Below are 20,147 nucleotides of genomic sequence, written 5' to 3' on the forward strand. Positions count from 1 at the left end.
GTGGCCATGCCGCAGTCCGCCGCCGACGACCCCGGCCACCCCCGCCACCCCGCCGAGGCCGCCGCCCGCGCCACCTCGCTCACCGCGCTGGACCGCGTCGTCACCGACTGCCGGGCCTGCCCGCGCCTCGTCGAGTGGCGCGAGGAGACCGCCCGCACCAAGCGCCGCGCCTACCTGGACTGGGACTACTGGGCCCGCCCGATCCCCGGCTTCGGCCCGCCCGACGCCCCGCTCGTCCTGGTCGGCCTCGCCCCCGCCGCCCACGGCGCCAACCGCACCGGCCGGATCTTCACCGGCGACCCGTCCGGCGACCTGCTCTACGCGGCGCTCCACGACCTCGGGCTCGCCAACCGCCCCGAATCCGTCCGGTACGGCGACGGCCTGCACCTGCGCGGCGTCCGCATCACCGACCCGGTCCGCTGCGCCCCGCCCGACAACAAGCCCAGCACCGCCGAACGCGACACCTGCCGCCCCTGGATCACCCGCGAACTCCAGTTGCTGCGCCCCACCGTACGGACCGTCGTCGCCCTCGGCGGCTTCGCCTGGCAGGCCCTCCTGCCCGCCCTCGCGCAGGCCGGCTGGCAGGTCCCCCGGCCCCGACCCGCCTTCGGCCACGGCGCCCTGGCCGTCCTCCCCGCCGCCGACGGCGGCCCCGCCCTCCAGCTGTACGGCTGCTACCACGTGAGCCCGCGCAACACGAACACCGGCCGCCTCACCACCCCCATGCTCCGCGCCCTGCTCCGCACCGCCGCCCGGTCGGCCGGGCTGGAACCGGCGCCGGATTAGGGCGTGTCCGACAATTCCCGCCAGCACACGGGCCCAGGTCGGACACGCTCTAGCCGAACCGGGGCAGCTTGCGCCCCGCCGCCCGGTCCCACACCTGGGGCAGCCGGGCCCGGGCCGTCTCGGCGGCGGTGAGCTGGCGGGCGTAGAGCACCCCGAGGCCGAAGGGCTCGACGCTGTCGGCGGCCTGCCCGGCGAGGGTGTCGGCGGCGATCACCGCGTCCTGGTGCTCGCCCAGCAGTTCCTGGACGGCCTTCATCCGGTCCGTGTACCGCTCGGCGGCAGCGCCGACCGCCGGGGCGGCGGTCTCGCCGGCGTAGCGGGCGCGTTTGGCGGCCTTGCGGGCCTCGTGCAGGGCGCGGTCGCGCTGCTCGACGGGCCCGGCCCCGGCGTCGAGGGCCGCCCGGACGCGCTCGCCGGTGCGGTGCTGCTCGCGCTCGGCGATCCGGGCCAGCTCGGGGACGGCGTCACGCCCGGCCCGGCGGCGCAGCGGGGGGTCGGCGAGGAGGGCGGCGAGGGCGTCGGCGAGGGCGCGGCGGCGCGGGCTGTCGAGGGCCGCGAGCACCTCGGGCCAGGCCTGCCGGTACTCGACCCGCCCCCACCGCTCCAGCTCCGCGGCGACCCGCTCCGGCCGGCACTCGGCGGGCAGTGCCCGGGCCTGGGCGGCCAGCCGCTCGGCGAGCACCTCGCCGTCCCGGGCGCGGCCGAGGGCGGCCGCGAGCCAGCGCAGTTCGGCGACCAGGTGGTCGGTGGCCCCGGGGGCGAACAGCCGCCGGAAGGTCCGCAGGGCGCTGCGCAGCCGCCGGCAGGCGACCCGCATCCGGTGCACCGCGTCCGGTTCGTCCGCCCGGACGGCGTCGTCGAGGCCGGCCAGTACCTCCGACTGGGCCCCGAGGCGGTCCAGCAGCACCTGCCCCACCGTGGTGGTCGGTCGCGCCATGAGCGCTCACCCCCTCTTCGGGGTCGCCGGGAACGCCTTCCAGGCTACGGGTCCGGGCGCACGACGACGACCAGGACCGCGACGGGGACGGGCAGGCCAGGCCGGGGACGGGCAGGCCCGGGACGACCGCGCGGCGCGCCCGACGCCGGCCCGCACGACCGGCGAGGCGGTCCCGGCTGAGCGCACGTCAGGCTGGTGAACGAACGGCCTCCGGCGGGCAACGCTTCCACTGCCCGGGTACGCGCCCTCGTGCCGGATGTAAGCGTCGTGGCATACTCCGGGACGTGACGACCTCCACCCATGCGATCAGGGCCCTGCGGGCCGCGGTGTTCACCGCGCTCGCCGTGCCGCTGTCCGCGCTGGGCCAGGTGGTCATCACGGGTCGCCCGCTGCCGCTCTCGCTGGTGGCGGCCGCGACCGCCGTCGTCTTCCTGGTCGCGGCCGCGCTGGCCGGCGGGGAGCGGCGGCTGCTGCACATCTCCGGTGTGCTGGTGCCGGTCGAGCTGCTGCTCAACACGACGTTCAACCTGGGGCAGGCCGGCTGTGGGCCGATCCTGTCCGAGCACGTGCCCGCGCGCGGTGTGAACCTGCTGGTGTGTGGCGGCGGTTCGGTGGACGGGTCGCTGCTGGCCGGTCCGCTGGGCCACGTGGGGCCGCTGGCCCCGGCGGCGACGCAGGTGCTGCTCCTGCTGGTGCACCTGGTGATCGCGCTGGCCGCCGCGGCCTGGCTGCGGTTGGGTGACGCGGCCCTGACGGGCCTGGCCCGGTCGCTGCGCGCACTGCGCCAGTCGCTGACCCGCCCGTTGCGCGCCCTGGTCCTGCTGCTGCTCCCGGCTCCGGTCCGGCCGGTGCTGCGGGTGCCGCTGCCGGTGTCGGACCGCGTGCGGCCGCGCCGCGAGGACGTGGTGCTGAGCCCGGCTCCCCGGCGTGGTCCGCCGGTTCTCGCGCCTGCCTGCTGACCCGCCCGAGGCCGTAGGGCCGCCGCGCACGTTCGTCCGCAGGCAGCGCGCACAACTCCCGCGTTCACTCGATCCCGCCGCACCCGGTGCGGTTTCCCGCGCGCATCCGCGCGCCGCGTACAGGAGTTGACCTTCCATGGCTCAGACCCCCAGCAAGCAGCAGGCCAAGCGCATCAGTGCCCGTGAGCGGATCCAGGAGGCGCAGCGCATCGAGCAGGCGGCCTCGAAGCGCCGTCAGCGGATCGTCGTGGCGGTGTCCGCCGTCGCGGTGCTCGCCCTCGCGGGCGGAGCGGCGGTCGCGATCAACTCGGCGTCCGGCAAGAAGGACTCGAAGGCGGCCGCCGACGCGTCCGCGCCGACCGAGCTGGTCGTCCCGGCGAACGCCTCCGGCCCGGGCGGCACGGTGATCACCTACGGCAAGGCCGACGCCCCGCACACCATGGAGGTGTACGAGGACTTCCGCTGCCCGGTCTGCAAGCACTTCGAGGCGGCGAACGGCGAGGCGGTCAAGAAGCTGACCGAGGACGGCTCGGTCAAGGTGGAGTTCCACCTGGCGGCGTTCCTGGACAACGCCCTCGGCGGCAAGGGCTCGCGCACCGCGCTGGCCGCCGCGGGCGCCGCGCTGAACGAGGGCGTGGACAAGTTCAAGCAGTTCCACGACGTGCTGTACGCCAACCAGCCCGACGAGCGGAAGGACGACTTCGGCAACGTCAACCACATCCTCGACCTGGCCGGCCAGGTGCCGGGGCTGAAGACGGACGCCTTCGTGAAGGCCGTCACCGACAAGACGTACGCGCCGTGGGCGGCGAAGGTCGCGGAGGCGTTCAACGGCAGCGGGGTGACGGGCACCCCGACGGTCAAGGTGGACGGCAAGCCGATCACGCTGTTCAGCGGCCAGTCCACGGTGACGCCGGAGCAGTTCACCGCCCAGGTGAAGCAGGCCGCCGGCCTGCAGTAAGCACGGCACCACCGGCCCGGCCGAACCCCGGCCGGGCCGGCTCCTCCCAGCCACCGGAGTGTGCTGCCATGACCGCCGCTACCTCTGTGCACCTCTCCCCTCCCGTCCCCGGCGACGCCGGCCGTGCGCCGGTCGGCGCGGGCCGGGCGTTCTCCCTGCTGCTGTTCCTCGGCGGGCTGATCGGGCTGGCCGCCTCGGCCGTCCTGACCTTCGACAAGCTCCGCATCCTGGAGAACCCGTCCTACGTCCCCAGTTGCAACATCAATCCGGTGATCAGCTGCGGTTCGGTGATGCGCACCGAGCAGGCGGAGGTCTTCGGGTTCCCGAACCCGCTGCTCGGGCTGGCCGCCTTCGGCGCGCTGGCGGCGGTCGGGGCGGGGCTGCTGGCCGGTGCCGCGTACCGGCGCTGGTTCTGGCTGGGCCTGCACGCGGGCACCCTGCTGGGGGTGGTGTTCGTGCACTGGCTGATCGACGAGGCGCTGTACCGGATCGGCGCGCTGTGCCCGTACTGCATGGTGGTGTGGGCGACGGTGGTGGTGCTGTTCTGGTACACGACGCTGCACAACCTCCGGACGGGGGTGATCCCGGTGGGCCCGCGGCTGCGGCCGGTCGTGCGGGAGGCGGCGCGCTACCACTGGGCGGTGCCGGTGCTGTGGGCGGCGGTGATCGCGCTGCTGATCCTCAATCGGTTCTGGTACTACTGGAGCACGCTGGTCTGATGGGCCTGACGGGTCTGACGGACTGGCATATTTGACGGATCGTCAGCCTACGTATCCCGTGGAGTGCAGCAGCGCGGTGGCGCCGGTGCGCCGGGCCGCCAGGGCCCGGGTGAGCCGGCGCGCCGCGCAGGGGTGCAGCAGTGCGGCCGCCCGGGCGGGGGTGAAGTACCCGTACTCGGCGATCTCCTCGGCCTGCACCCGGATGGTCGCGCCGGCCGGGACCGTTCCGCCGTCGAACATGAACTGCACGGCGGGGTGGGCGTGTTCGCCCTGGCCGGGGATCGGATCGCGCCACTCGACGACGAGCAGCCGCAGCTCGCCGGCCACCAGCCCGGTCTCCTCGCGCAGTTCGCGGGCGGCGCATTCGGCGGGGCCCTCGCCCGGGTCCATCCCGCCGCCGGGGAACTGCCACTGGGCGCGGTAACTGGCCTTCAGCAGCAGGACGTCGCCGCCTTCGCCGGTGAGCAGCACGCTGCAGCCGACGTAGGCGCGCAGCAGTCCGGCCAGCCAGTCCTGTTCCGAGAGCCAGGTGTCCGTCATCGCGCCTCCTCCGCCGGTGCCCCGTCGCGGTGGCCACTCTGCCGCAACCCCCGTGCCGGATCCGGCGGTTCGTGCCCTAATCCACCCGATCGGGTACTCGACGCGGGAACGGACCCAGGGGCTCTCTTCCGGATCACACCGCGCGCCCGGCGCGGTCCGGAAGAGAGCCCCTATCCGAAGACCGCCCGCCGGTAGGCGTTGCGCAGGTCGGTGAGCGGCTGGATGTCGCGGTCGTAGTGGACCTTGTTGGTGAGCAGCAGCGCCCAGCGGCCGAGCCGCCGGGAGATCCAGATGCCGGTGCCGGTGAAGCCGTAGTGGACGAAGGCGCCCTCGGCGGGGTCGGTGCCGGGGGCGTACAGCCAGGACAGGCCGCGGGCGGGGGCGAGGCCGCCGGTCTGTTCGCGCAGCGACTCGGCGATCCAGGCCTCGCCCCAGGGCAGTTGGGGCGGCGGGGCGAGCAGCGCGGTGAGGAAGCGGGCGAGGTCGCGGGCGGTGGAGAAGGCCCCGGCGTTGCCGGAGACGCCGCCGAGCAGCCGGGCCGAGGGGTCGTGGACGACGCCGCACAGGTGGGTCCCGGCCTGCGGGTCGTACTCGGTGGGCGCGGTGCGGGCGGTGTCGGCGGGGCCGAGCGGCCCGTACCGGGTGTCGGCCATGGCGAGCGGCCGCCAGATCCAGCGGGCGGCGAGCTCGTCCAGCGGTGCGCCGCCGAGGTCCTCGACGAGGTAGCCGAGCAGGACGGCGGCGCGGTCGGTGTACTCGACGGCCGTGCCGGGGGCGCGGTGCAGCGGGGCGGCGATCACCCCGGCCCGGATCGCCGCGAGGTCGCGCCCGTAGAGCCGCTCGAATCCGGTGCGCGGGAGCATTCCTGCGGTGTGCGCGAGGAGTTGACGGACCGTCACCACAGCGACGGGATGTCCGGAGGCGGGCGGCCACCAGCGGCCGAGCGGTGCGTCGAGCGGGAGCCGCCCGGCCTGCCGGAGCACTCCGGCGCAGGGCCAGAGAGCGATGATCTTGGTGAGGCTGGCGAGGTCGTACCGGGTGTCCGGGCCGGGAGCGAGCCGGGCGTACGGGCCCTGCCCGAGCACGCCGTGCGCGCCGCCGCCGAGCGTCCCCCCGGCATCGCCGACGGCCCAGACGGCGCCGGCCCCGACGGTGCGCACGCCGCCCCGGACCAGCCGGTCCAGCTCCCCGCCGGGCGCGGCCAGGGCGGGGAGCCGGTCGGCTCCTGGCGGTTGCTGGCTCATCGTCCCCCCTCAGAGGCGTCGTGAGCCTACCCGGCGGGCGGGCCGGTCAGGCCGCCGCGGGAAGTTCCTTGCCGAGGCAGATGCTCTGCGGGTGGTCGCGGTAGATGCCGAACTTCCGGATCGCCGCGTACCCCTCGGACCCGTACAGCGCCACGGCCTCGGGCTGCTCGGTGCCGGTCTCCAGGATGACGCGGGTGCGTCCGGCCTCGGCGGCGGTCTGCTCCAGGCGGCGCAGCACCGCCCGGGCCAGGCCGCGGCCGCGGGCGGCGGGGACCACGAACATCCGCTTCAGCTCGACGTCGCCGTCGCGCAGCCCGTCCGGCCCGGCCTGCTTGGCCCGCCAGCCCCCGCAGGCGACCGGTCGGCCGGCGAGGTAGGCGACCAGGAACAGGCCGGCCGGCGCGTCGAAGTCGTCGAGGTGCAGCACGGTCTCGTCGGGGTCGCCGTAGCGGCGGACGTACTCCTGCTGCACCTCCGCCGACAGGGCCTGGGCGTCGGGGTGGCCGTAGCCGGTGACGCGGAACTCGACGGTTCCGGCCTCCATGGTGGTGCTCTTCATGAGGGAAGAGCCTACGACCTGGGTCAGCGGGCCCCGAAACGGGCGACCAGCTCGTCCTTGCCGAACATCCGCGCGGTGTCGACGGCGTTCGGGGTGCCGGCGCTGGGGTCGGCGCCGCCGTCCAGCAGGACGGTCAGCACGTCCTCGGCGCCCTTGAAGACGGCGCCGGCGAGCGGGGTCTGGCCGCGGTCGTTGGCGCGGTTCGGGTCGGCGCCGCGCGCCAGCAGGGCTTCGACGGTGGCGGCGTGGCCGTGGTAGGCGGCGAGCATGAGCAGGGTGTCGCCGCGGTCGTTGGTGAGGTCGGCGGGCGCGCCGGCGTCCACGTAGGCGGCCAGGGCGTCGGTCTCGCCGGCCCGGGCGGCGTCGAAGAGCTTTCCGGCCAGGGCGATCACCTCGGCGTCGGGGGCCCCGGGGGCGTCGGCGGGCTGCTGGTTGGCGGCGTCGGTCATGGCGGGCGGCCTTTCCGGTCTGCGGGCTCTGCGGGTTCTACGGGTTCTACGGGTTCTACAGGGTCCGCAGGCGGCAGAGCCACGGTGGAGGAGTGTCGCTGGAGGAGTGCGGCTGGAGGAGCTGCGCGTACCGCACCGTAGCGGCCGGGTGCCGGGCCGGGCCAGCGCGCGTCCGGATGGCGGATGGCGGCCCTCGAACGGCGGCCATCCGGGCGAACTTCCCCGACCTCCCGGAAACCTCCCGCCCACCCGGCGGGAATGCCTCGCCGCACCGGAACTGCCCGGGACACGGCCCCACCCCGGCCGGTCCGCCCGCCTTCGCCCGAACTCCAGGGCGACGTTGAACGGGAAACCACCCATTTGCACCGTTCCATCATCTATTACTTTTTGTCACGATTGGCGCACTTTCCGTAACACCGTCCCCGTCCCCCCTCCCCGAGGAGCAGAACGTGATCCTCTCGATTTCCGGCATCGTCCTGTTCGGCACCATCGCCTTTCTGTTCTTCCGCAGGGACGGGCTAAAGGTCTCCCACGCCGTCGTCTGCGCCCTCTTCGGCTTCTACGTCGCCGGTTCCTCGATCGCCCCGAGCATCACCGCCGGCGGCGCCAGCCTGGCGAGCCTGCTCGGCGGCCTCAAGTTCTAGCGGTCCACGTTCCAGGCGCTGCCACTCCCCCGCACGGGCCCGGGCGCGGATCCCACCGCCCCGGGTCCCGTCGTACCGGCTCCGCCCCCGCCACCCGACCCGTCCCACTCGCCCGGGGAGTCAAGGAATGCCGCTCCAACGCCATCTCAGCAAGGGCCGCGAGTTCGCCCGAACCGCCGGGGACCACGCCTCCGACATGTTCGCCCCCCTCTCCGTGATCGGCCGCGGACTGCGCCACCACGCGGGCTGGGCCAAGGACCGCTGGAACGCCACCCCGAAGGAGCGCCGCGGCCCGACGCTGTTCCTCTCCGCCGCGATGCTGGTCGGCGTCTACCTGCTGCCGCACGGCCTGCTGTTCGCCCTGATCGCCCTGATGGCCAGCTCCGCCTGGGCCGGCCGGGCCCCCAGGCAGGCACCCGCCCCGCCCGCTCCGGACGTCGCCGACATCAAGCTCGGCGCGCTCTACGCGGCGCTCACGCCGTACCTGTGCGGCCCCGAGGACGCCAACCCGCTGTACCACTACGAGGGCCACTACAAGCGCGCCTTCGGCTCCTGGGAGTTCGACGACGAGGGCCGCCTCTCCCGGCTGGAACTCGGCTACCCGGCGTACTTCACCGACACCGAGCCGAGCGCGCGGGCCCGGATCGAGCAGGTCGTCCAGGGCAAGGCCGGCCGGGCCCGGGAGTACCGCTTCGACTGGGACGAGGAGTCCAACCGGCTGCGGATCGCCGCGCTCACCCCGCTGCCCGCCGACATCGTCGCCCAGCGCTTCGTGGCCGCCCCCGGCGAGATCGTGCTCGGCTTCACCGACGAGGACGGCACCGCCCGGACCATCCCGGTCGCCCAGGGCGGCGCGATCGCCCAGCAGCCGCCGGTCGTCTGGCGCACCGGCCCCCGCTCGGCCGAGCCGCACCTGCTGGCGCTCGGCGTCACCGGCTACGGCACCTCCAGCCTGATCCGCTCGATCGCGCTCCAGGCGCTCCCGTACGGGGACCTGGTGGTGGTCGACGGCGCGGGCACCGGGGAGCACGCCTGCCTGGTCAACCGGCCCGGCGTGCACACCGTGGAGACCAGCCTGCACGGCGCACTGGCCGCGCTGGAGTGGGCCGCGCAGGAGACCGAGCGCCGGCTCGCCGCGCTGAACGCCGCCCGGCACGCCGGCACCGCGCCCCCCGAGGACGCCACCCGCCCGCTCTGGCTGCTCCTGGACCACCCGACCGAGCTGAGCGAGCTCGCCCACGCCGAGGGCCGCCCGGACCCGCAGGACCTGCTGGAGCTGCCTCTGCGGCACGGCCGCGCCGCCCGCGTCACCGTGGTGATCGCCGACGACGTCGAGGCCTGGGGCCGGATCACCCCGACCGTGCGCTCCACCACCCGGGCCCGGGTCGTCCTCGGCCCCGCCGGGCCCGAGGAGGGCCACGCCGTGCTCGGCGCGCCGCTGGACATCGTGCCCGCCGCGCACGCCCCCGCCGGCCGCGGCTACGCCCGGATCGGCAACGGCACCCCCGTCCGGCTCCAGGTGCCCGCCACCGTCGACCCGCTGGACGAGGAGGCCCCGGCCCAGCTGCGGGACGCGGTGATCGCCCTGCTGCCGCACCGCGACACCCGCACCGAGGCCGCCGCCGACCTGCCGCCCCGGCCGGAGCACCCGCCGCTGGTCCTGCCCGCCGACCCGGCCTCCCGGGCCCACCCGATCGACCTCGCCAAGGGCGAGCCGATGATCCGTTCCCGCCCGATCTCCTGACCGCGGCGGACGGGGGCGGCGGCGGTCGTCGAATCCCGCCCCGGTAGGCTCGTCACGGAAAGGCCGACCGATCACCAGATGTGAAATAGGTGACACCTAGGGTGATATCCACGGCCAGATGTGACAAATCGGGCGCCGATGGGTACAAACAGGGGCGGCACGACAGACGACGCATGTCCCCGGACGGGAATCTTCGTCGGAAGCCGAGCGTTGACCGAACGACGAAGAACAGCGACCACTAGTCCTGTGGGCCATAAGCCCGGGAGGCACGATTCATGAGCGAGCGAGCTCTCCGCGGCACGCGACTCGGGGCCACTAGCTACGAGACCGACCGCGGTATCGATCTGGCTCCCCGCCAGACCGTCGAGTATGCATGTCAGAACGGACACCGATTCGAGGTTCCTTTCTCGGTCGAGGCGGAGATCCCCCAGGCCTGGGAATGCCGCTTCTGTGGCCAGGAGGCGGTGCTTCTCGACGGCGACGAGCCGGAAGAGAAGAAGGTCAAGCCGACGCGTACCCATTGGGACATGCTGATGGAGCGCCGGACCCGTGAGGAACTGGAGGAGGTACTGGCCGAGCGACTGGCCGTGCTCCGCTCCGGCGGAATGAACCTCGCGGTGCACCCGCGGGACACCCGCAAGAGCGCCTGACCTCGCTCCCGCCACGGCGGGAGGACGCGAAAAGGGACCCTGGTCACCAGGGTCCCTTTCGCGTTCCCGCCTCGCCGTTCCCGCCTCGCGTTCCCGGGGGCCCCAGGGTCGGCCCTGGGGCCCCCGGGAGAGGCGGTCAGCCCGAGATCGGCGGGCGGTAGGTGGTGTCCGGGCCCTGCGGACCGCGCGGGCCGTCACCGGGCTCCACCACCTCGCCCTGGATCACCTTGCCGTCCGGGCGGTGGATGCGCAGCTGCTCCTGCAGCCGCATCGCGTCCGCGAACGGGTCGGCCCCGGCGGCGACGGTGCTGCGCAGCGCCTTGTCGGCCACCCGGCGGCCACCGGCCCGCCAGAGCGCCCGGGTGGGCGGGAACAGCAGGGTGAGCGCCACCAGGTCCGACAGGAAGCCCGGGACGATCAGCAGCAGGCCCGCCAGCACCGTCAGGCTGGTGCCGGTCTCGGGCTGCTCGGACTTCGGGTCCTTGCTCTGCTCGATCGCCGCGGACAGCGCCTTCAGCCCGGCCCGCTTGATCAGCGAACCGCCGATCAGCGCGCCCGCGATGAGCAGCAGCACGACGACGAATCCACCCAGCCACGAGCCCACTTGGACCAGCAGCCAGATCTCCAGCACCAGCCAGGCGGTGATCAGCAGCGGCAGCACCCGGCGGAGCTTGCCGCGCGGGGCCGGACGGGCGGGGGTAGCTTGCTGGGTCACGGTACGAATCCACTCCAAGCAGTGCTCTGCGCGCCGCACGGGAGGTCCGGGCCGGCTACGGCACCACCTGGTCCAACGATTCCCCGGCGGCCGGTGTTCCGGCGCCGGCCTTCCGTCGGCGGCCGACCAGCACGCCCGCACCGCAGGCCAGCAGGCCTGCGAGGGCCAGCGTCCACTCCGGCGCGGCGCCGACCCGGTCGGCGACCGTGGTGCCGTCGCGCAGCGGGACGACCGCCGACAGCTCGGCCGCGGTCAGCTCCGCGGTGCGCTGCTGGACCGTGCCGTCCGGGGCGATCACCGCGCTGATGCCGCTGGTGGCGGCGATCAGCACGGCCCGGCCGTGCTCGACCGCGCGCAGCCGGCTCATCGCGAGCTGCTGCTCGGGCTGGCCGGTCTTGGCATAGGTCGCGTTGTTGGTCTGGACCACCAGGACGCGGGCGCCGCTGTCCACGGTGTCGCGGACGATCTCGTCGTAGGCGACCTCGAAGCAGATCACGTCGCCGATCCGGGCCGGGCCGAGCTGCATGACGCCGTTGTGGTCGCCGGGGTAGAAGTCCCGGGCGACCCGCTGGAGCCGGGTGATCACCTTCATCAGCTGGGCGCGGAACGGCACGTACTCGCCGAACGGGACGGGGTGCTGCTTGGTGTAGGAGGCGCCGGGGCCGGTCTTCGGATCCCAGACGATGCCCTCGTTCTGGACGTGCTGCGCGTCCGGGCCGTCCACCAGGGTGCCGACCAGGGTGGGCACGCCGACCGTCTTCACGGCCTGGTCGATGCGCTGGTAGGCGAGCGGGTCGCTGAACGGGTCCAGGTCGGAGGAGTTCTCCGGCCAGATCACGATGTCGGGGCGCTCGACCTTGCCGGCGGCGATGTCCGCGGCCAGCCGCTCGGTCGCCACCGCGTGGTTGTTGAGGACCATCATCGGGCGGCCCAGGAAGTCCATGCCCGGGTTGGGCACGTTGCCCTGGACGATGGCGACCTTGACGGTGTCGGCCGGTGCGGTCGGCACCGGCACCAGGTACCCGGCCAGCAGCGCGGCCACCGCGCCCAGCCCCGCCAGCGCGGCGGCCCTCGGGGTCCTGCGCGGCCCGCGCAGGCGCAGCGCGGCGCCGGCGAGCAGGGCGCCCGAGAGGGCGACCGCGAAGGTCACCAGCGGTGCGCCGCCGAGCGCGGCCAGCGGCGTGAACGGGGTCGCGGTGTTGGCGAAGGCCAGCCGCCCCCACGGGAAGCCGCCGAACGGCAGCCGGTCGCGCGCCCACTCCTGGGTGATCCACAGGCAGGCCGCCCAGAGCGGCCAGGCCGGCAGCCGGGAGGTGAGGGCCAGACCGCCGCCGAGGACAGCCAGGAACAGCGCCTCCACGACCGACAGGCCGACCGTCGCGTCCCAGCCGACCACCCGCAGCCAGCTGAGCAGCAGCAGGAAGAACGGCAGGCCGAAGGCGAAGCCCGTCCAGGCCGCCTGGCGGACGGTGCGGCCCCGGGTGAGCAGGGACAGCGCGGCGACGCCGAGCAGCGACAGCGGCCACAGGTCGAAGGGCGGGAAGGCGAGCGCGAGCAGCAGACCCGCCAGGGCCGCGAGGCCGGTGCGGGGAAGGCCCGCCCGGACCTTGGCGACGGCGCGGGCGGCCCGGCCGGGCCTGGGCGCCGACTCCGCCGGCTCGGGTGCGGCCCCCGGCCGCTCCTGGGTGACGGGCATGGCCACCGGCGCACCATCTTCCTGGATCTTGCTGTTCGGACGCTGTCCGAAGAAGGTACCCCGGAAGGTCAGGGAGGCGTGAGGTCAGGGTGGTAGCCCGGTCAGCGCCTCACGGCCCGGCGGGCCTTGGCGCACACGCCCCCGACCGGGCGGCGGGGTCGGAGGGCGTGGTGCTGCCCGCCCAGGGGCTCCGGGCGGGAGTCCGGGGCGGGCAGCTCGCGGGGGGCGTGCTCGGCTCTACTCGGCGGCCCGGTGGACGGTGCGGCCGCGGACGACGGTGCGCAGGCAGGCCGGCAGCGGGTGGCCGGGGGTGAGGTCGGGCAGGCCCGGGGTGCCGGAGCGCGGGTCGGTGGACCAGCCCGCCACCCGGGAGTCCGGGGCCTGGACGACCAGTTCGGCGGCGGCCCAGATCGCGTAGCTGGCGACGGCGCCGGGCACGAGCACGCCGTCCTGGTCGCGGCCGATCGCGCGCCAGCCGCCGCGGGTGTGCGCGGTGAAGGCCGCGCGGACGGAGATCCGGTGGTCCAGGGTCTGGTGGAAGGCGGCCGCGCGGACGGTGCCCCAGGGGTCGAGCGGGGTGACCGGGGCGTCCGAGCCGAAGGCCAGCGGCACGCCGGCCCGCAGCAGGGCGGCGAAGGGGTTGAGCCCGGCGGCCCGCTCGGCGCCGAGGCGCTGGACGTACATGCCCTCCGGGCCGCCCCAGGCGGCGTCGAAGGCGGGCTGGACGGAGGCGGTGAGGCCGAGCTCGGCGAAGGCGGCGACGGACTCGTCGTCCAGCGCCTCGGCGTGCTCGACGCGGTGGCGCAGCGCCTTGACCCGCCCGGCGCCGACCCGCTCGCCGGCCGCCCGGACGCCGTCCAGGACGGCGGCCACGGCCGCGTCGCCGATGGCGTGGAAGCCGGCCTGGAGCCCGGCCTCGGTGCAGGCGGCGACGTGGTCGGCGACCTGCTCGGCGGTCAGGTAGGCGGTGCCGGTGTGCTCGGCGTCGGCGTAGGGGGTGTGCAGGCAGGCGGTGTGCGAGCCCAGTGCGCCGTCCGCGAAGAGGTCGCCGCCGGCGCCCACCGCGCCGAGTCGGCGGGCCGTCTCGGCGCCGCCCAACTCGCCCCAGTAGCCGAAGACTTCGGGGCCTTCACCCTCGGCCGCGAGGGCCAGCAGGGCGGCCAGGTCGGCCTCGGAGGAGATCTCCGGGCCGGCGCACTCGTGCAGCGCGCCGATGCCGAGTTCGGCGGCGCGGGCGAGGGTGGCGCGCTGGGCGCGGCCGCGCTGCTCGGGGGTGAGGTGGGCGAGCGCGGTCCGCCGGACGGCGTGGTGGGCGTCCCTGGTGAGCGGGCCGTCGGCGGTGTGGCCGGGGTGCTCGGCCAGGCCGGGGGCGAGGGTGCGCAGCGCGGTGGTGGCGAGCGCGGAGTGCACGTCGGTGCGGGAGAGGTAGAGCGCGGCGCCGCGGGCGGCGGCGTCGAGTTCGGCGAGCGTGGGCGGGCGGCCCTCGGGCCAGCCGGTCTCGTCCCAGCCGTGGCCGATGAGCACCCCGCCGGGCTCGGGCCGGGCGTCGACGAAGGCGGTGACGGCGGCGAGGGCGGCGGCCAGCGAGGGGCTGCCGGTGAGGTCGAGGCCGGTGAGCGCCAGGCCGGTGGCGGTGGCGTGCACGTGGGCGTCGACGAAGGCGGGGGTGACCAGGGCGCCGTCCAGCTCGACGATCTCGTCGGCGGTGGCGGCGTACGCCTCGGCGGCGCCGTCGCTGCCGACCCAGGCGACGTGCTCGCCCTCGACGAGCATCGCGGTGGCGAAGGGGTCGGCGGGGCTGTAGACGGCGCCGCCGCGCAGCAGGACGGTCCGGGAAGTGCGTTCGGTCATGCCGCTAAGTCTGCACCTGCGGGGTTCGTCCTCAGAGCCTCGGGGGTCGTGCCTCGTAGGGGGTGGAGAGGACGACGGTGGTGCGGGTGGAGACGCCGGCGGCGCTGCGGATGCGGGCGAGCAGGTCCTCCAGGTCACCGGGGGCGCCGACGCGCACCTTGAGGATGTAGTTCTCGTCGCCGGCGACGCTGTGGCAGGCCTCGATCTCGGGCAGGCCGGCCAGCCGTTCGGGGGTGTCGTCCGGGGCGCTGGGGTCGAAGGGCTTGACCGAGATGAACGCGGTCAGTGCCAGGTCGACGGCGTCGGGGTCGATGATCGCGGTGTAGCCGCGGATCACCCCGCGCTGTTCGAGGCGGCGCACCCGCTGGTGCACCGCCGAGGTGGACAGGCCGGTGGCCTTGCCCAGGTCCGTGTAGCTCATCCGGCCGTCCTCTAGGAGCAGCTGGACGATGCGTTGGTCGAGATCCTCCACAGTGCGCAAACCTACCCGGTCGGGGGCACGGGGGGCGCACGCGGTGTCACATCGGGTGCCCGCAGGTGTCACGCGGGCAAATGCCAGGCGAATGTGGCAGTGGATGTGGCCAAGGACACACCCGGTGCATCACGGTGCACCGGACCGCAGGGTTATGAGCCCGAATCGGAGGGAAGTGCTGGTTGTGGCCCCGGGCGACCACGCCGGGCCCGATCCGAGGGGGATCCTCATGCCGACTGACCAGCGTGCCCTGGGCGCCGACGAGACCGACGATACGACCGGCCGCGACGACCTCGCGGTCGATCACGGCCACGTCCCGGGCATCGACCCGGGCGAGGCCGAGACCTGGGACATCTTCCGGGTGCACTGCCCCGAGTGCCGCCGCCCGATCGCCCTGGTGGCCGACGAGGAGCGGCTGCCGCAGCACGCGCTGCTGCCGACCGCCTGGAACCCCTTCACCCCCGCGCTGTGCCCGGGTTCGGGCACCCCGACCGACGACCTCGCCGAGGTGGAGACCCCGGAGGACGCCCAACCCGCCGGGCTCGACGCGCTGTTCCGGCTCCCCACCGAACTCGACTGGCGCACCCAGCCGTTCTCGCACGCGGTGGCGCACCGGCCGACGCGGACCGCCGCCGTCGCCCCGGCCGTCCCGGTCATCTCGGCCATCCCCGAGCAGCGCCGCCGCCTGGTCCGGCGCTGATCCGCCGGCCCGCGCGGGCGGGTTGCTGATCCGCCCTCCCGCGCAGGCGGGTTGACGCAGAAACGAAGACGCCTCCGGCCGTCACTCCGCACCCTGGAGTGACGGCCGGAGGCCGTTCGTGGGGGGGCTCAGCCCTTGGTGAGGTGACGACCGATCACAAGCCGCTGGATCTGGTTGGTGCCCTCGACGATCTGCAGCACCTTCGCCTCGCGCATGTAGCGCTCGGCCGGGAAGTCCTGCGTGTAGCCGTAGCCGCCGAGCACCTGGACCGCGTCGGTGGTCACCCGCATCACGGCGTCGGTGCAGAACAGCTTGGCCATCGCCGCCTCCTTGGAGAACGGCAGGCCCGCGTCCCGCAGCCGGGCGGCGGACAGGTAGAGCGCCCGCCCGGCCTCGATCTGGGTGGCCATGTCGGCGAGCATGAAGGACAGGCCCTGGAACTCGGCGATCGGGCGGCCGAACTGACGGCGGGTGCGCGCGTAGTCGACCGCGAGGTCGAGCGCGGCCTGCGCGACGCCGACCGCGCAGGCGGCGATGCCGAGGCGGCCGGAGTCCAGTGCGGCGAGCGCGATCTGGAAGCCCTGGCCCTCCTCGCCGATCAGCCGGTCGCGGGAGACCCGGGCGGCGTCGAAGTGCAGCTGCGCGGTCGGCGAGGAGCGCATGCCCATCTTGTGCTCCGGCTGGGCGGCCGACAGGCCCTGTGCGTCGCCCGGGACGAGCAGGCAGCTGATGCCCTTGGAGCCCTCGTCGCCGGTGCGCACCAGGGCGCTGTAGAAGTCCGCCCGGCCGCCGTGGGTGATCCACGCCTTGGTGCCGTTCACCACGTACGCGTCGCCGTCGAGGTCGGCGCGGGTGCGCAGCGCGGCCGCGTCCGAGCCGGACTGCGGCTCGGAGAGGCAGTAGGCGCCGAGCTGCTCGCCGGAGAGCATTCCGGGCAGCCACCGGCCGCGCTGCTCCTCGGTGCCGAAGCCGGCCAGCGCGTGGCAGGAGAGGGTGTGCACGCTCACCCCGAGGCCGACGGCCAGCCAGCCGGCCGCCAGCTCCTCCAGCACCTGCAGGTACACCTCGTAGGGCTGCCCGCCGCCGCCGTACTTCTCGTCGTAGGGGAGGGAGAGCAGGCCGGCCTCGCCGAGGGTGCGGAAGACCTCGCGCGGGAAGCGGCCGGCGGCCTCGTCCTCGGCCGCGCGGGGCTGCAGTTCGCGCTGGACCAGGTCCCGGGTGAGGCTCAGCAGCTCGTGGGCCTCCTCGCTGGGCAGCTGGCGCTCCACGGCTTTCACTGGGGACGGGGTCATGGCGGCGGTCGCCTCCTCGATCGGGCACCGGAGCGTGGTGTGGCTGGTCCGGCGCGGGTGTGGCAGGTCGGCCCGACCGGCACCGGATTACGGTGAACGGCCGTTCACAGGCATGGCGATGCGAGTATGCCGGAAACCCGGGCCGCCGTCACGATCACTCAGGAGTAACTGGACGGACTGGTGGGCTACGGCACCGTAGGGTTGCCGTTGTGGCTGCTTCCCGACCCCTCTCCCCCGCCCTTCCGCCCGTTCCCGGCGACGCGGTGGCCTCGCTAGCGGCGGAGCTGCGCGCGCTGCCGCCCTCCTGCGGGCCGGTGCGGCTGGTCGCGGTGGACGGGCACGCGGGCTCGGGCAAGACGACCTTCGCCGGGCGGCTGGCGGCGGCGCTCGGCGGGGCGCCGGTGGTCCACCTCGACGACCTGGCCACCCATGCCGAGCCCTTCGGCTGGACCGGGCGGCTGCGCGAACAGGTGCTGGAGCCGCTGGCGGCCGGCCGGGACGGCGCGTACCGGGTGTACGACTGGACGCTGCGCCGCTTCGCGGGCACGGCCGCGGTGCCGGTCGCCCCGGTGGTGCTGGTGGAGGGCGTCGGCGCCGGCCGGCGGGCGGTGCGGCCGTGGCTGGCCCGGGTGATCTGGCTGGAGTTGGACGCCGCCTCGGCCCGGCGGCGCGGCGAGCAGCGGGACGGGCCGGATCTGGCCGAGTTCTGGGCCGGCTGGGCTCGGGCCGAATCGGCACATTTCGCCGCAGATCCGAGCCGTCCGTTCGCCGGGACGCGGGTCGACGGGGTGACCGGACGAATCACGCCGGGCACCGTGGGTGAACCTTCAACAAGCCCTTGACCTGCACTGTCACCAGGATTTAGGTTCTCCTCAGCCGCCGGAACGGGATGTTCCGGCCGCCTCGGACCCGGCGTCCCCGGCTTGTTCCCCCGTGAGCCGGGGGCGCCGTCCGGTCCTTTCCGAATCGCGCTCCCCCATCGCCGGTCCGGGCCCCCACCCGCTCAACGACCGCTCACACGATCGCATTTGACTCCGTGGGCGCCCTTCCGGATCAGCGCCACGCCGGTACGATTCCTCGCAGGCGCAGATGCGCCCGGGGGCTTTCGACCACCGGCCCGGCTGCACGCAGGCGACCTGCCACCGAGCCCCGGGCCATGCCGCGGGGGGGCGTGAGTGACGACGGTGGACAGTTCGGACAGCAACGCGGGCGGCCCGGACCGGCTCGCCGAACGCGCGTGGCTGCGTGCCATGGACGCGTACACGGCGGGCGCGTACGCCCGTGCCGAGGAGGAGTTCCGCGCGGCCGTCCGGCTGGACCCGGGCATGGCCGACGCCTGGCTCGGCCTGCACGCGCTGCGCAGCGACACCTCGGCGGCGCTGCTGGCCATGTACCGCAACCAGAAGCGGTTCGGCGAGCAGCGGCGGCGCCACCGCCGCCCGCTCAGTTCCTGGTACTGGCTGGGCTGGTGGGTGCAGCCCGTCCTGGAGGACGCCCGCGACCTGGCGCTGGCGCACGCCTCGCACTGGCTGGACGGCCGCCACCTGGCCGAGCTGGACCGGGCGCTGGAGCAGTGCCCGGCGCCCAGCGAGGACCCGTCCGCCCAGTTCCTGTACGCCTGCCGGTCCTATCTGCTCAAGGACTGGGAGCAGTTGATCCGGGACACCGACCGGCTGCTGGACGACCCGCTGCTCGGCATCGAGGCCGGGCTGTTCGCCGGCATGGCGCGGGTCCGGCTGGACATGTGCGCCCAGGCGCAGGCTCCGTTGGCCGCCTCGCTGGCCCGCTGCCGCTCCGAACAGCCCCAGCGCAAGGAGCTGCGGTACTGGCTGGCCCGGGCGTACGAGGGGGCCGGGCGCAGTGCGGCCGCGCTGCCGCTCTACCGGGCGGTGCACCGGGCCGATCCGGTGTTCATGGACACCGCCGCGCGGCTGGCCGCGATCGCGGCGGAGGACGGGTTGGCGGACGACCTGCCGGACGCCCTGCTGGACGGCGGCCTGCCGACGGGCGGGCGGTCGGCCGGGTACGAGGACACCGAGCCGGACGAGGCTGACGGGACGGACGGGACGGACGAGGCGGACTTCCCGGACGGGGCCGGGTACGCCACGGCGGGGGGCTTCGGCGACGCGGCCCCCGGCTTCACCGAGGGCGTCGGGTACACCGGCGGGGTCGGATTCGTCGAGGGCGTCGGGTTCCTCACGGGGCCCGGACCGGGCGACGGCTCCACGGCCGGCCCGGCACCGCAGGCGGCCGGCGAGCGGTCGGGTTCGCCGGGCGGCTCCGCCGCCCCGCTGCCGGCGCCGGTCCGCGCCGAGGCCCAGCCCCGCACCGCTCCACTGCCCGCCACCCAACCGGTCGACGACGAGCGCGAGTTGGACGCGGCACTGGCGGAACTCTCGCTGATGGTGGGCCTGGAGCCGGTCAAGCGCCAGGTGCGGGCGCTGTCCGCGCAGCTGCGGATGTCCAGACTCCGGGCCGCGCAGGGCCTGCCGGTCCAGCCGCCCAAGCGCCACTTCGTCTTCTCCGGCCCCTCCGGCACCGGCAAGACCACCGTGGCCCGGATCCTCGGCCGGGTCTTCCACGCCCTCGGGCTGCTCTCCGGCGACCACCTGGTGGAGGCCCAACGGGCCGACCTGGTCGGCGAGTTCCTCGGCCAGACCGCGGTCAAGGCGAACGAGCTGATCGATTCGGCGCTGGACGGCGTGCTGTTCATCGACGAGGCGTACAGCCTCTCCAACTCCGGCTACACCAAGGGCGACGCCTACGGCGACGAGGCCCTCCAGGTGCTGCTGAAACGCGCCGAGGACAACCGCGACCGCCTGGTGGTGATCCTGGCCGGCTACCCCGAGGGCATGAACCGGCTGCTCGCCACCAACCCCGGCCTCAACTCGCGTTTCACCACCCGGGTCGACTTCCCCAGCTACCGCCCGACCGAGCTGACCGCGATCGGCGCCGCGCTGGCCGGCCGGGACGGCGACGGCTGGGACGAGGACGCGGCCGAGGAACTGGCCAGCATCTGCGCCCACGTGGTCCGCGAGGGCTGGATCGACGAACTGGGGAACGGCCGGTTCATCCGCACCCTGTACGAGAAGTCCTGCGCCTACCGGGACCTGCGGCTCTCACTGCTGCGCGAGCCGCCGGGCCGGGAGGACCTGGCGACCCTGCGCCTGCCCGACCTCGTCCAGGCCTACGGGGAGCTGATCGACGGCCGCGGCTGAGACCAGCTCCCCGG

General features: G+C 74.8%; 20 protein-coding genes. 10 read left to right on the forward strand and 10 right to left on the reverse strand.

All coding sequences use genetic code 11. From position 1 onward, the window contains the following. Positions 1-6 precede the first annotated feature (6 nt). A complete protein-coding gene (locus tag OG556_RS04650; protein ID WP_371515996.1) occupies positions 7-786 on the forward strand; it encodes a uracil-DNA glycosylase in 780 nt (259 codons plus the stop codon). A 49-nt stretch (positions 787-835) separates the two neighbouring features. On the opposite strand, the gene OG556_RS04655 is transcribed toward OG556_RS04650, so the two are convergent. Then, a complete protein-coding gene (locus tag OG556_RS04655) occupies positions 836-1,723 on the reverse strand; it encodes a CHAD domain-containing protein (RefSeq protein WP_371515997.1) in 888 nt (295 codons plus the stop codon). A 284-nt stretch (positions 1,724-2,007) separates the two neighbouring features. On the opposite strand from OG556_RS04655, the gene OG556_RS04660 reads away from it, so the two are divergent. The 3 genes from OG556_RS04660 to OG556_RS04670 all read left to right on the forward strand — a co-directional run bounded on the left by OG556_RS04660 (position 2,008) and on the right by OG556_RS04670 (position 4,359). Further along, a complete protein-coding gene (locus OG556_RS04660) occupies positions 2,008-2,682 on the forward strand; it encodes a hypothetical protein (RefSeq protein ID WP_371515998.1) in 675 nt (224 codons plus the stop codon). Positions 2,683-2,818: 136 nt separating this feature from the next. Beyond that, the gene (locus OG556_RS04665; RefSeq protein WP_371515999.1) at positions 2,819-3,640 is read left to right on the forward strand and encodes a DsbA family protein; all 822 of its coding nucleotides are present in this window, start codon (positions 2,819-2,821) and stop codon (positions 3,638-3,640) included. Between the two features lie 68 nt (positions 3,641-3,708). After that, positions 3,709-4,359, forward strand: coding sequence for a vitamin K epoxide reductase family protein (locus OG556_RS04670; RefSeq protein WP_371516000.1), 651 nt, complete (start codon positions 3,709-3,711; stop codon positions 4,357-4,359). A 42-nt stretch (positions 4,360-4,401) separates the two neighbouring features. On the opposite strand, the gene OG556_RS04675 is transcribed toward OG556_RS04670, so the two are convergent. From OG556_RS04675 to OG556_RS04690, 4 genes are all read right to left on the reverse strand, one after another. Then, the gene (locus OG556_RS04675; protein ID WP_363623640.1) at positions 4,402-4,899 is read right to left on the reverse strand and encodes an NUDIX hydrolase; all 498 of its coding nucleotides are present in this window, start codon (positions 4,897-4,899) and stop codon (positions 4,402-4,404) included. 170 nt (positions 4,900-5,069) lie between these two features. Then, complete coding sequence (locus OG556_RS04680) at positions 5,070-6,143, reverse strand: serine hydrolase domain-containing protein (protein ID WP_371516001.1); 1,074 nt, start codon at positions 6,141-6,143, stop codon at positions 5,070-5,072. A 46-nt stretch (positions 6,144-6,189) separates the two neighbouring features. After that, entirely contained in the window at positions 6,190-6,702 is a 513-nt protein-coding gene (locus OG556_RS04685; protein WP_371516002.1) for a GNAT family N-acetyltransferase, read from the reverse strand. A gap of 23 nt (positions 6,703-6,725) precedes the next feature. Then, a complete protein-coding gene (locus OG556_RS04690; protein ID WP_371516003.1) occupies positions 6,726-7,151 on the reverse strand; it encodes an ankyrin repeat domain-containing protein in 426 nt (141 codons plus the stop codon). 449 nt (positions 7,152-7,600) lie between these two features. On the opposite strand from OG556_RS04690, the gene OG556_RS04695 reads away from it, so the two are divergent. The 3 genes from OG556_RS04695 (at position 7,601) to OG556_RS04705 (ending at position 10,189) form a co-directional block, all read left to right on the forward strand. Continuing rightward, positions 7,601-7,795, forward strand: a complete 195-nt coding sequence (locus OG556_RS04695) for a hypothetical protein (RefSeq protein ID WP_063346460.1) — start codon at positions 7,601-7,603, stop codon at positions 7,793-7,795. Positions 7,796-7,922: 127 nt separating this feature from the next. Then, positions 7,923-9,539: a hypothetical protein gene (locus OG556_RS04700; RefSeq protein ID WP_371516004.1), complete on the forward strand. Its 1,617-nt coding sequence runs from the start codon at positions 7,923-7,925 to the stop codon at positions 9,537-9,539. 275 nt (positions 9,540-9,814) lie between these two features. Then, a complete protein-coding gene (locus tag OG556_RS04705; RefSeq protein WP_030306127.1) occupies positions 9,815-10,189 on the forward strand; it encodes an RNA polymerase-binding protein RbpA in 375 nt (124 codons plus the stop codon). A 136-nt stretch (positions 10,190-10,325) separates the two neighbouring features. On the opposite strand, the gene fxsA is transcribed toward OG556_RS04705, so the two are convergent. From fxsA to OG556_RS04725, 4 genes are all read right to left on the reverse strand, one after another. Next, a complete protein-coding gene (gene fxsA / locus OG556_RS04710) occupies positions 10,326-10,904 on the reverse strand; it encodes an FxsA family membrane protein (protein ID WP_371516005.1) in 579 nt (192 codons plus the stop codon). Between the two features lie 55 nt (positions 10,905-10,959). Continuing rightward, positions 10,960-12,600, reverse strand: a complete 1,641-nt coding sequence (lnt, locus tag OG556_RS04715) for an apolipoprotein N-acyltransferase (RefSeq protein WP_371516006.1) — start codon at positions 12,598-12,600, stop codon at positions 10,960-10,962. Between the two features lie 237 nt (positions 12,601-12,837). Beyond that, on the reverse strand, positions 12,838-14,451 hold the full coding sequence (locus OG556_RS04720; protein ID WP_371516007.1) for an amidohydrolase: 1,614 nt from the start codon (positions 14,449-14,451) through the stop codon (positions 12,838-12,840). A 31-nt stretch (positions 14,452-14,482) separates the two neighbouring features. Then, positions 14,483-14,923 carry an Lrp/AsnC family transcriptional regulator gene (locus OG556_RS04725; RefSeq protein WP_350883567.1) on the reverse strand — a complete coding sequence of 147 codons (441 nt, stop codon included), beginning with the start codon at positions 14,921-14,923 and terminating at the stop codon, positions 14,483-14,485. A 229-nt stretch (positions 14,924-15,152) separates the two neighbouring features. Here OG556_RS04725 and OG556_RS04730 point away from each other — a divergent pair, with 229 nt between their 5' ends. Beyond that, positions 15,153-15,623 (forward strand): hypothetical protein, encoded by a 471-nt coding sequence (locus tag OG556_RS04730; protein ID WP_371516008.1) that lies wholly within the window; start codon positions 15,153-15,155, stop codon positions 15,621-15,623. A 128-nt stretch (positions 15,624-15,751) separates the two neighbouring features. Here OG556_RS04730 and OG556_RS04735 read toward each other — a convergent pair whose 3' ends face one another. Further along, entirely contained in the window at positions 15,752-16,915 is a 1,164-nt protein-coding gene (locus OG556_RS04735; protein WP_371516009.1) for an acyl-CoA dehydrogenase family protein, read from the reverse strand. Between the two features lie 209 nt (positions 16,916-17,124). On the opposite strand from OG556_RS04735, the gene OG556_RS04740 reads away from it, so the two are divergent. Continuing rightward, positions 17,125-17,757 carry a uridine kinase gene (locus OG556_RS04740; protein ID WP_371516010.1) on the forward strand — a complete coding sequence of 211 codons (633 nt, stop codon included), beginning with the start codon at positions 17,125-17,127 and terminating at the stop codon, positions 17,755-17,757. A gap of 408 nt (positions 17,758-18,165) precedes the next feature. Continuing rightward, positions 18,166-20,133, forward strand: a complete 1,968-nt coding sequence (locus tag OG556_RS04745) for an AAA family ATPase (RefSeq protein WP_371522568.1) — start codon at positions 18,166-18,168, stop codon at positions 20,131-20,133. Positions 20,134-20,147: the final 14 nt, after the last annotated feature.

The sequence above is a fragment of the Kitasatospora sp. NBC_01300 genome, assembly GCF_041435235.1.
Classification (GTDB): Bacteria; Actinomycetota; Actinomycetes; order Streptomycetales; family Streptomycetaceae; genus Kitasatospora.